Origin of the sequence: Aeromonas sp. HMWF017 (assembly GCF_003061465.1) — a bacterium.
GTDB classification, from domain to species: Bacteria; Pseudomonadota; Gammaproteobacteria; order Enterobacterales; family Aeromonadaceae; genus Aeromonas; species Aeromonas veronii.
In genome coordinates this window covers 48,525-59,287 of sequence record NZ_QAJD01000151.1, presented here as the reverse complement: position 1 = coordinate 59,287, position 10,763 = coordinate 48,525, and the positions used below count along the sequence as shown (strand labels likewise).

9 protein-coding genes, 1 tRNA gene and 1 pseudogene are annotated in these 10,763 nt (G+C 59.0%); 9 read left to right on the top strand and 2 right to left on the bottom strand.

The genetic code is table 11. The features are described from left to right. Positions 1-380, bottom strand: a pseudogene (locus DBR30_RS22360) (hypothetical protein); the annotation flags it as partial. A 147-nt stretch (positions 381-527) separates the two neighbouring features. After that, positions 528-914, bottom strand: coding sequence for a TraR/DksA family transcriptional regulator (locus DBR30_RS16070; RefSeq protein WP_005356952.1), 387 nt, complete (start codon positions 912-914; stop codon positions 528-530). Positions 915-1,394: 480 nt separating this feature from the next. Between DBR30_RS16070 and DBR30_RS16065 the strand changes: the two genes are divergently transcribed. The 9 genes from DBR30_RS16065 (at position 1,395) to DBR30_RS16025 (ending at position 10,589) form a co-directional block, all read left to right on the top strand. Further along, positions 1,395-2,726: a glutamine synthetase family protein gene (locus DBR30_RS16065; protein ID WP_013723370.1), complete on the top strand. Its 1,332-nt coding sequence runs from the start codon at positions 1,395-1,397 to the stop codon at positions 2,724-2,726. Positions 2,727-2,912: 186 nt separating this feature from the next. Next, positions 2,913-4,274, top strand: a complete 1,362-nt coding sequence (locus DBR30_RS16060) for an aspartate aminotransferase family protein (RefSeq protein ID WP_058056392.1) — start codon at positions 2,913-2,915, stop codon at positions 4,272-4,274. A 53-nt stretch (positions 4,275-4,327) separates the two neighbouring features. Then, positions 4,328-5,425 carry an extracellular solute-binding protein gene (locus DBR30_RS16055; protein ID WP_005340709.1) on the top strand — a complete coding sequence of 366 codons (1,098 nt, stop codon included), beginning with the start codon at positions 4,328-4,330 and terminating at the stop codon, positions 5,423-5,425. A 119-nt stretch (positions 5,426-5,544) separates the two neighbouring features. Then, positions 5,545-6,630, top strand: a complete 1,086-nt coding sequence (locus DBR30_RS16050) for a polyamine ABC transporter substrate-binding protein (protein WP_005355476.1) — start codon at positions 5,545-5,547, stop codon at positions 6,628-6,630. A gap of 78 nt (positions 6,631-6,708) precedes the next feature. Further along, positions 6,709-7,863, top strand: coding sequence for a polyamine ABC transporter ATP-binding protein (gene potA, locus DBR30_RS16045; protein ID WP_005340704.1), 1,155 nt, complete (start codon positions 6,709-6,711; stop codon positions 7,861-7,863). Beyond that, the gene (locus DBR30_RS16040) at positions 7,860-8,765 is read left to right on the top strand and encodes an ABC transporter permease subunit (protein ID WP_005340703.1); all 906 of its coding nucleotides are present in this window, start codon (positions 7,860-7,862) and stop codon (positions 8,763-8,765) included. The genes potA and DBR30_RS16040 overlap by 4 nt, the downstream gene beginning before the upstream one ends. Then, on the top strand, positions 8,762-9,607 hold the full coding sequence (locus tag DBR30_RS16035) for an ABC transporter permease subunit (protein WP_375061342.1): 846 nt from the start codon (positions 8,762-8,764) through the stop codon (positions 9,605-9,607). The genes DBR30_RS16040 and DBR30_RS16035 overlap by 4 nt, the downstream gene beginning before the upstream one ends. Positions 9,608-9,652: 45 nt before the next feature. Continuing rightward, complete coding sequence (locus tag DBR30_RS16030) at positions 9,653-10,357, top strand: MOSC domain-containing protein (protein ID WP_108541112.1); 705 nt, start codon at positions 9,653-9,655, stop codon at positions 10,355-10,357. A gap of 155 nt (positions 10,358-10,512) precedes the next feature. Beyond that, a tRNA-Pro gene (locus tag DBR30_RS16025) sits at positions 10,513-10,589 on the top strand. The last annotated feature ends 174 nt before the right edge of the window (positions 10,590-10,763 follow it).

The window sequence follows — 10,763 nt, the reverse complement described above, 5'->3', positions numbered from 1 at the left end:
AGGTCGGCCAGGGTATTGATCTGGTTGAACTTCTCCTGAGCATCCGCGTGGATGAATGACAGCCGCAATCCTTCCAGCCCGCGAAACAGCGGAATGGGGACGGCAATCAGGGAGGATTCGAGTGTGCTGGAGGTGCCCATCCAGAAGACGTTGATGGTCTTGCCCTTGCTCAGCTGCTGCTGGAGGGTGAACTGGTTGAGGTCGAGTTCGACAGGCTGGATGCGAAAGGGTTGCCCGGAGCGGGTCAGGGCCAGTTCCAGCAGCTTGTACTGGTACTCCTGGTCAAGATTGTTGACGGGACGGCTGGGGACCTTGACCGTCAGAACCTGTGCTTGTGCCAGCAGTGGCAGGCACAAACACAGCTTGATGAGCCATTTCACTCTCTGTTCTCCTGTAGATTCCGGAAGGTGTCCGGAGTCTAACAGAACTTGTCACCATCTTGCTGCGAGGCGTTGTGCAAGGTTTGAGCGCGGGGCCCTGCCTTGTTGGCGTCTGTTGCACCAGAATGGTGACGGTTCTTCGAAGAATCAGGCGACGCGACGGAACACGTGGGTATCGTTAAATTCCTTGGTGCTCTGGCATTCGACGCAGAAACGGGATTCCGGACGGGCATGCAGCCGCTTGAGGGAGATCTCGTCACCGCAAGATTCGCAGTAACCAAAATCCCCTTCGCTGATGCGCTTCAATGCGCCCCGCAGCTTGCGCAGGTGCAGCTTGTCGTGCTCGATGCGGTTCAGCTCCAGACGGCGGGCTTCCTCGATACTGGCACGGTCAATTTCATCAGCCATCTCGTTGGTGTCGGTGGCGATGGCCTGGCTGGCCTGGGAGTTCAGGCGCTCTTCGAGCTCGACGATCTGTCGCTCGATCTGCCCCTTGTAAAAGGCCAGTTGGTCTTCAGTCATGAAATCACACATACGATTAACTACCAGTCAGTTTACTAACCCAATTATCCCTGTTTATGGGGGCTGTCTGCCTACAGACCAAGCCCTTGTATCCCGATTTGCACCTGTTTCATGCAAGAGAGTGCAAATCAGGGCGGGCCTTGTACCAAAAAAATGCAGCCAAGCAAAGCAAATAGGATAAGGATTGTGCGCCCTTGCAAAAAAATGGTCCGTTCCTGCGGGGGATTGGCCGGGATCTGGCGTCCGCTTCACCCTCTGTTGGCATCGCCTTTGCAACGATGAGAAGGGTGGGCTTCGTACGGATTTGAGTGTTTAGTATTTGGTGCCGCCTTGGTCATTATATGCGCCGTTATTTATAGTTTTTTAAACACGCCCGCTTGACATTGCCCTTGATGGCGGGCTTTTATGGTGATGTTGATTACAATTTTATAACAAGGGTGTTCCATATATTAGACACCCTTGCCAATGGCAACCGTAAAGTCGGGGTTTAACATGGACAGTATCAAAGGCTGGATGGAGAGCAATCGCATCACGGAGGTGGAGTGCCTGTTCCCGGATTTCACCGGCAACGCCCGGGGCAAGATCATCCCAGCCAACAAGTTTTTGCGCGAAGGGGGCATGCGTCTGCCCGAGGTGATTTTCACCCAGACGGTGACCGGCGAATATCCGGATGACGACAGCATGATCGACCCGCTGGAGCGGGACATGCAGCTCTATCCCGACCCCAACACCATCCGTTTTGTCCCCTGGGCGCTGGAGCCCACTGCACAGGTGATCCACGACTGTTTCGACGTCAACGGCAAGCTGATCGACATCGCGCCGCGCTCCGTGCTGCGTCGGGTTCTGTCATTTTACGAGAAGCAGGGTTGGAAGCCGGTGGTGGCGCCCGAGCTGGAATTCTATCTGGTCACCCGCAACGAGGACCCCGACTATCCGCTGGTGCCGCCGGTTGGTCGCAACGGCCGCCCTGAGACCGCCCGCCAGTCGTTCAGTATCGATGCGGTCAACGAGTTCGACCCCATTTTTGAAGACATGTATGACTACTGCGAGGCGCAGGAGCTGGAGGTGGACACCCTGATCCACGAGTCGGGCGCCGCCCAGATGGAGATCAACTTCCTGCATGGTGATGCCATCGATCTGGCGGATCAGGTGTTCCTGTTCAAGCGCACCATGCGTGAAGCCGCTCACCGCCACGGCATCTATGCCACCTTCATGGCCAAGCCGATGAGTGACGAACCGGGGTCGGCCATGCACATCCACCAGAGTCTGGAAGATGTGAACGGCCACAACCTGTTCGGTACCCCGAACGGCGGCAACAGCGAACAGTTCATGCACTTCATCGCCGGTTTGCAGAAATATACCCCAGCGGTGACCGCCCTGCTGGCTCCCAACGTCAACTCCTACCGCCGCCTCACCTTTGGCGAAAGCGCGCCGCGCAACGTCCAGTGGGGGGTTGAGAACCGCACTTGTGGCCTGCGGGTGCCCTTCTCCGACCCGAGCGCGCGGCGGGTGGAAAACCGTTTCGCCGGTGCCGATGCCAACCCCTATCTGGCGCTGGCCGCCACTCTGGCCTGTGGCTATCTCGGCATGATGGAGAAGCTGGAGCCGCTGCCGGAAATGAAGTCGAGCGCCTATGACCTGCCCTACAGCCTGCCCCGCTCGCTGGAGGAGGCACTCAGCCATCTCGAACAGTGCGAGCCCATCAAGGAGATGCTGGGTGAGCGTTTCACCCGCGCTTTCGTCGCGGTCAAACGCAAAGAGTACGAGACCTACTTCGGGGTGATCAGTCGCTGGGAGCGGGAGTTCCTGCTGCTGAACGTCTGATCCCCCTGTAACGGGGAGGCCGGAGTCGGCCTCCCCGGTCCCTGTATCGAAGAGACCTAAACGCGAGTCAGGTGGCGGCAGCCACCTGTGAGTGGTTGTGGCTGCGAGTATGCAAGCCCGCCTGACTACCCACCTGACTGCTTGACGACTGAATATTGCTAAATCGAAGGAACCGAGGAGCAACAAATGCAGCAGACAACCCGTGAGTGGCAACAACTGGATGCTAGCCACCACCTGCACCCCTTTACCGACTTTCAGGCCCTGAACAAGAAGGGTTCGCGCATCATTACCAAAGCCAGCGGCGTCTATCTGGAGGATTCCGAGGGCAAACGCATTCTCGACGGCATGGCGGGCCTGTGGTGCGTCAATATGGGCTATGGCCGCCAGGAGCTGGTGGATGCCGCTACCCGCCAGATGCAGCAGTTGCCCTACTACAACCTCTTCTTCCAGACCGCTCACCCGCCGGTGATCGAGCTGGCGACCCTGCTGGCCGAGGTGACGCCAGCCCATCTCAACCACGTCTTCTTCACCGGCTCCGGCTCCGAGTGCAACGATACCGTGCTGCGGATGGTGCGCCACTACTGGGCCAGCAAGGGGCAGCCTGATAAACAGGTGATCATCAGTCGCCATAACGCCTATCACGGCTCCACCGTGGCGGGGGCGAGTCTGGGTGGCATGAAGGGGATGCATGCCCAGGGCGGCCTGCCCATTCCCGGCATAGTGCACATCGATCAGCCCTACCACTTCGGTGAGGGGCAGGGGATGAGTGCCCACGAGTTCGGGCTGGAGCGGGCCCGCCAGCTGGAGCAGAAGATTCTGGAGCTGGGGGTGGACAAGGTGGCGGCCTTTATCGGCGAGCCGATCCAGGGGGCGGGCGGTGTCATCATTCCGCCTGACAGCTACTGGCCGGAGATCCAGCGCATCTGTGATCACTACGGCATCCTGCTGATCGCCGACGAGGTGATCTGCGGCTTTGGCCGTACCGGCCACTGGTTTGCCAGCGAAGGGTTTGGCATCAAGCCGGACCTGATGTGTCTGGCCAAGGGGATCACCTCCGGTTATCTGCCGCTCGGCGCAGTGATGGTGAGCGACCGGGTTGCCAAGGGGTTGGTGGAGGAGGGGGGCGAGTTCAACCACGGCTTCACCTACTCGGGTCATCCGGTCTCTTGCGCCGTGGCGGTGGCCAATATCCAGCTTATGCAGAAAGAGAGCATAGTTAAGCGAGTGCATGATACTATCGGCCCCTATTTGCAGCGCCGCTGGGCGGAGCTGGCCGATCATCCGCTGGTGGGAGAAACCCGAGGCAAAGGATTGGTCGCCGCGCTGGAAATCGTTGAGGACAAGCAGACCAACCGGCGTTTCCCGGCTCAGGCAAATGCGGGGATGACTTGCCGGGAGTTCTGCTTTAACAATGGCTTGGTGATGAGGGCGGTAGGCGATACCATGATCATATCGCCCCCCTTGGTCATCACCGAGGAACAGGTTGATGAATTGGTCGATCTGGCCAGGCGCAGTCTGGATCTGACAGCCGCAAAGCTGAAGGGTTGAGGCAGGTCGGGCAGGTTGGCATGCGCATACAATTTGCTTAGGAGACAAGGATGATGTCTTTCAAAACAGGAGTGATCGCTGCCTCTGTGGCTCTGGTCATGGCAAGTGCCGGAGCAATGGCTGAAGAGAAGGTGCTGCACGTCTACAACTGGAGCGACTACATAGCGCCGGATACCCTGGATAACTTCCAGAAGGAGACGGGGATCAAGGTGGTCTATGACGTGTTCGACAGTAACGAGGTACTTGAAGCCAAGTTGCTGGCGGGTAGTTCGGGCTACGACATCGTGGTGCCATCCAACCCCTTCCTGGCCAAGCAGATCAAGGCGGGCGTGTTCCAGAAACTGGACAAGTCCAAGCTCTCCAACTGGCAAAACATGGATGTCGACCTGCTCAAGGCGCTCGAGCCGAGCGATCCGGGCAACCAGTACTCCATCCCCTATCTGTGGGGCACCATCGGCTATGCCTACAACGCCGAGAAGGTGAAAGCCGTGCTGGGGGCCGATGCCCCGGTCAACTCCTGGGATCTGGTGTTCAAGCCGGAGAACATGGCCAAGTTGAAAGAGTGTGGCGTCTCCTTCCTCGATTCACCGACCGAAATGCTGCCGGCTGCCCTGCAATATCTGGGCTTCAAACCGGATAGCCAGAAACCGGCCGAGCTGAAGAAGGCTGAGGAGCTGTTCCTCTCCATCCGTCCCTATACCGCCTATTTCCACTCCTCCAAGTACATCTCGGATCTGGCCAACGGCAACCTCTGCGTCGCGGTCGGTTACTCCGGTGACTTGCAGCAGTCCAAGGCGCGGGCAGCCGAGGCCAAGAATGGCGTCGCGCTCACCTACACCATTCCGAAAGAGGGGGCAGGCAGCTTCTTTGACATGATCGCCATTCCGGCGGATGCCAAGAACGTCGAGGCGGCCCACACCTTCATCAACTACCTGATGAAGCCCGAGGTGATCGCCAATATCACCAACGTGGTGCAGTTCCCGAACGGCAACAAGGCGGCGACCCCGCTGGTGGATGAGGCGATCCGCACCGATCCGGGTATCTACCCTGATGCGGCGACCCTGCAGAAGATCTACACCTTCCCGGATCTGCCGGCCAAGGTGCAGCGTCTAATGACCCGCAGCTGGACCAAGATCAAGTCCGGCAAGTAAGTAACGAATGCCCCTCCCGGTCCGCAGTTCGGCCGGGAGGGTAGTGATGCCATCCATCAGGATGGGCCGCGCGAATGGATGCGCAGACGGTCAACCACTGAAACAGGAGAACTGACACCGTGAATACAACCAGATTGCTAACCATAGCGCTGACCATGGGATTGGCGAATGTGGCCCAGGCTGCCCCTGTGCTGCACTTCTACAACTGGTCTGACTATATCGGTGAGACCACCCTCAGCGATTTCCAGCAGGCGACCGGGATCAAGACCGTCTATGACGTGTTTGACTCCAACGAGACCCTGGAAGGCAAGTTGCTGACGGGGCGGACCGGTTACGATTTGGTGGTGCCCTCCAATAATTTCCTGGCCAAGCAGATCAAGGCGGGAGCCTTCCAGAAACTGGATAAATCCCTGCTGCCCAATCTGGCCAACCTGGATCCCGTGCTGCTCAAGCAGCTCGACAAGGTGGATCCGGGTCATCAGTACGCGGTGCCCTATCTGTGGGGGACCAACGGCATCGGCTACAACGTCGACAAAATCAAGGCGGTGCTGGGGGTCGACAAGATTGACTCCTGGGCCACCATCTTCGAACCGGAAAATATGGCGAAACTCTCTCGCTGTGGCGTCGCCTTTCTCGACTCTGCCGACGAGATGATCCCTGCTGCCCTCAACTACCTCGGACTCGATCCCAACAGTCATGCGACGGGGGATATCAAGCAGGCCGAGGCGCTGCTGCTCAAGGTGCGGCCCTATGTGGCCTACTTCCACTCCTCCAAATACATCGGCGATCTCGCCAATGGCGACATCTGCGTGGCGGCCGGTTTTTCCGGCGATATCCTGCAAGCCGCTGCCCGCGCCGATGAAGCTGGCAAGGGGGTGAAAATTGCCTACAGCATTCCGAAAGAGGGGGGCAATCTCTGGTTCGACATGATGGCGATCCCGTCCGATGCCACCAATGTCAAAGAGGCGCACGCCCTCATCAACTACGTCCTGCAGCCCGAAGTGATCGCCAAGGTCAGCGACTATGTGGGCTACGCGAATCCCAACTCAAGGGCGGGCGAGTTTATGGATGAGGCGGTGCGCAACAATGAGGAGGTATATCCCCCTCAGGCCGTGCTGGAGCGACTCTATGTGCAGGAAGCACATCCCCGCTCGGTACAGCGTCTAATCACCCGGAGTTGGACCAAGATCAAGTCCGGTACCTAACCTTGGTGCCCGTTCGGGGGCGCCAAATCGCTTTTATGGATCGGCCGCAAGGCCGGTATCACGTTGGGGAGTTTGGTAATGGCGATAGCCTCCAGTGCCTACAAGAAAGCCCTCGAGGGCAGTCAGCAGCGCAAAGAAGTGCTGGTGAAAATTGATCGGGTAAGCAAGCAGTTCGACGAAACGCTGGCGGTCGATAACGTATCTCTCAATATTCACAAGGGGGAGATTTTCGCCCTGCTCGGCGGGTCCGGTTCCGGCAAATCGACCCTGCTGCGGATGCTGGCCGGTTTCGAGCGCCCGACCGAGGGGCGGCTGTTCCTCGATGGGGTCGACATCACCGACATGCCCCCCTATGAACGCCCCATCAACATGATGTTCCAGTCCTACGCCCTGTTCCCCCATATGACGGTGGCCCAGAACATCGCCTTTGGCCTCAAGCAGGATGGCCTGCCCAAGGCCGAGATCGATGCCCGGGTGGAGGAGATGCTCAAGCTTGTGCAGATGACCCAGTATGCCCGTCGCAAACCGCATCAGCTCTCCGGTGGCCAGCGTCAGCGGGTGGCGTTGGCTCGCTCGCTAGCCAAGCGTCCCAAGTTGCTGCTGCTGGATGAACCCATGGGGGCGCTCGACAAGAAGCTGCGTTCCAAGATGCAGCTGGAGCTGGTTGAGATCATCGAGCGGGTCGGGGTGACCTGCGTCATGGTGACCCACGATCAGGAAGAGGCCATGACTATGGCGGAGCGGATCGCCATCATGCACCTCGGCTGCATCGAGCAGATCGGCAGCCCGATGGATATCTACGAGACTCCGGCCAGTCGGCTGGTGTGCGAGTTCATCGGCAACGTCAACCTGTTTGACGGCCTGCTGGTGGAGGATGAGCAGGACCACGCCACCATCGCTTGCGCCGACTTGGAACAGCCCATCTATGTGGGCCACGGCATCAGCTCCCGCGCCGAGAACAAGAAGGTAACCTACGCCCTGCGGCCGGAAAAACTGCTGATGAGTCTGCAAAAACCGGAAGAGATCGAGCACCCGGACTTCAACTGGACCAAGGGTGAGGTCTATGACATCGCCTATCTGGGCGGTCACTCGGTTTATCACATCCAGCTGCCCTCGGGTAAAATCGTTCAGGCTTTCATCGCCAATGCCGAACGCCACGGCAAGCGGCCAACCTGGGATGACCAGGTGTTCCTCTACTGGGAAGATGACAGCGGCGTGGTGCTGCAATCATGAAGTTCTTGCAACGACTGAAGCGGGTCGGGGGGCGCCGACTGGTGATTGGCATCCCCTTCTTCTGGCTGTTCCTCTTCTTCCTGCTGCCCTTCGTCATCGTGGTGAAGATCAGTTTTGCGGAAGCGGATGTGGCGATCCCGCCCTACACCGACGTGGTGAGCTGGGCCGACAATCAGCTCACTATCCTGCTCAACATGGGCAACTACCTGCTGCTGCAGGAGGATGAGCTTTATATTGCCGCCTATCTGGGCTCCCTCAAGATGGCCTTCGTCAGCACTTTGCTTTGCCTGCTGATTGGCTATCCGATGGCCTACTCCATCGCCCGGGCCAACAAGGAGACCCAGACCGTTCTGCTGCTGCTTATCATGATGCCGACCTGGACCGCCATTCTGATCCGGGTCTACGCATGGATGGGGATCCTCAGTAACAACGGCCTGCTCAACAGCGTTTTGCTGGGGATCGGGGTGATCGACGAGCCGCTGCAGATCCTCAACACCAACCTGGCGGTCTATATCGGCATCGTTTACTCCTATCTGCCCTTCATGGTGCTGCCGCTCTACGCCAATCTGGTCAAGCATGACCAGAGCCTGCTGGAGGCAGCCTCCGACCTAGGGGCCCGCAACTTGACCCGTTTCTGGCAGATCACGGTGCCGCTCTCCAAGAACGGCATTATCGCCGGCTGCATGCTGGTGTTCATTCCGGTGGTGGGGGAGTTTGTTATCCCGGAAATGCTGGGCGGCCCGGAGACCCTGATGATCGGCAAGGTGCTGTGGCAGGAGTTCTTCAACAACCGCGACTGGCCGGTTGCCTCTGCGCTGGCGGTAGTGATGCTGGCGGTGCTGATCATTCCGATCATCCTCTTCAACCGTAACCAGGCCAAAGAGCTGGAGGGCAAGGCATGATGAAGCGTTTCGGTTTTGCCAAACTGATGCTCTGGCTGGGGCTGCTGTTTATCTACCTGCCCATGATCATCATGGTGATCTACTCCTTCAACGCCTCCAAGCTGGTGACGGTGTGGGGTGGTTGGTCGCTCAAGTGGTACTTCGGCCTGCTCGACAACAAGCAGCTGATCGGATCTGTGTTCCGCTCGCTGGAGATCGCTTTTTACACCGCGATCGCCGCGGTGGCGCTGGGGACGGTGGCGGCCTTCGTGCTGACCCGAATTCCCCACTTCCGTGGTCGCACCCTGTTCGGTGGCATGGTGACGGCGCCGCTGGTGATGCCCGAGGTGATCACCGGTCTGTCGCTGCTGCTGCTGTTCGTGGCGATGGCCCAGCTGGTGGGCTGGCCCGCCGAGCGGGGCATGCTGACCATCTGGATCGCCCACACCACCTTCTGTACCGCCTATGTGGCGATCGTGGTGTCGGCGCGCTTGCGGGAGCTGGATCTCTCCATCGAGGAGGCAGCCATGGATCTTGGCGCCAAGCCGTGGAAGGTGTTCTTCCTGATCACCATCCCGATGATTGCCCCCTCGCTGGCGGCAGGCGGCATGATGTCGTTTGCCCTGTCGCTGGATGATCTGGTGCTGGCGAGCTTCGTCTCCGGCCCGGGCTCGACTACGCTGCCGATGGAGGTCTTCTCGGCGGTACGGCTCGGGGTAAAACCCGAGATCAATGCGGTGGCCAGCTTGATCCTGTTGTCGGTATCGCTCTTTACCTTCGGCAGCTGGTATCTGATGGCCAGGGCGGAGAAGCGCCGTCGCGCCGAGATCGCCATGACCACCCAGATGCAGGCCATGGTCTGACGCCATGATAAGATCCGCCGACTCTCGTCAACCTGGAGGATGAGTATGCGGGTCTCTCTTTTTAGCGGTCGTGGCACCGAACTGGTGCCCGGCCTCACCAGCGCCATTCACAAGCAACCGATCTCTGCACCAGTTCGCTGTACCTTTGCCGGTATGGAAGGGGATGAGCAGTGTGACCTGCGCCACCATGGTGGCCCGGATCGGGCGCTCCACTACTATCCTGCCGACCACTACCTCTGGTGGCAGACCTGGCAAACCGCACTGGGCTTGCCTGCGCCACGTACACCCTGGCAACCTGCCGCCTTTGGCGAGAACCTCTCCGGTCTCGGGCTGACCGAGGTGCAAGCCTGCATTGGCGATGTCTATCGACTCGGCGAGGCGCTGATCCAGATCAGCCAGCCGAGATCCCCCTGTTTCAAGCTCAACCAGCGCTTTGGCTATGGCCAGATGTCCCAGGTGATGCAACTGAATGGCCGTTGTGGCTGGCTGCTGCGGGTGCTGGAGGAGGGCATGACCGCGCCTGACACGGCCATGGAGCTGGCAGACAGACCCTATCCCGAACTGACGGTGAAGCGCGCGGCGGATATCCTGTTCAATCAGGTGCGCAATGAAGCTGATCTGCTGCTGTTGCTGGAGAATCCGGCCCTTTCACCCAACTGGCGCCAGCATGCAGCCGACTGGCTGGAGCATGGCACTGTGGCTGACTGGCAGCGCCGTCTGCTGGGGCCAGCATCCCTGCGCCTGTCCTGACGGCCGGTTGCCGGAATGTCACCAGCTGGCTGCAGTCCGGTAAACGGATGAAAAGAGTGCTGAATAGTTGAGCGAACAGCACTTTTTTTCCTGCCAAATGCAAAAAAGGCTTGTGTCGGGTCTGGGCTTTCGGTAAATTCCCGTCCCGCAGACATCGGTGTGTAGCGCAGCTTGGTAGCGCACTTCGTTCGGGACGAAGGGGTCGGAGGTTCGAATCCTCTCACACCGACCAAATTTGAAAAGGCCGCTCAATAGAGCGGCCTTTTTGCATTTTCCTTCCAGTTACTCGGTTTTTCATTAGCTGCTGACCTGTTACCTGGCCAAGCGATCTGACTTGATGTATGCAGGGTCGAAGGAAGCCCACAGGCATTAAAAGGGCCACCGCTCGGTGGCCCATCGGTGGAGT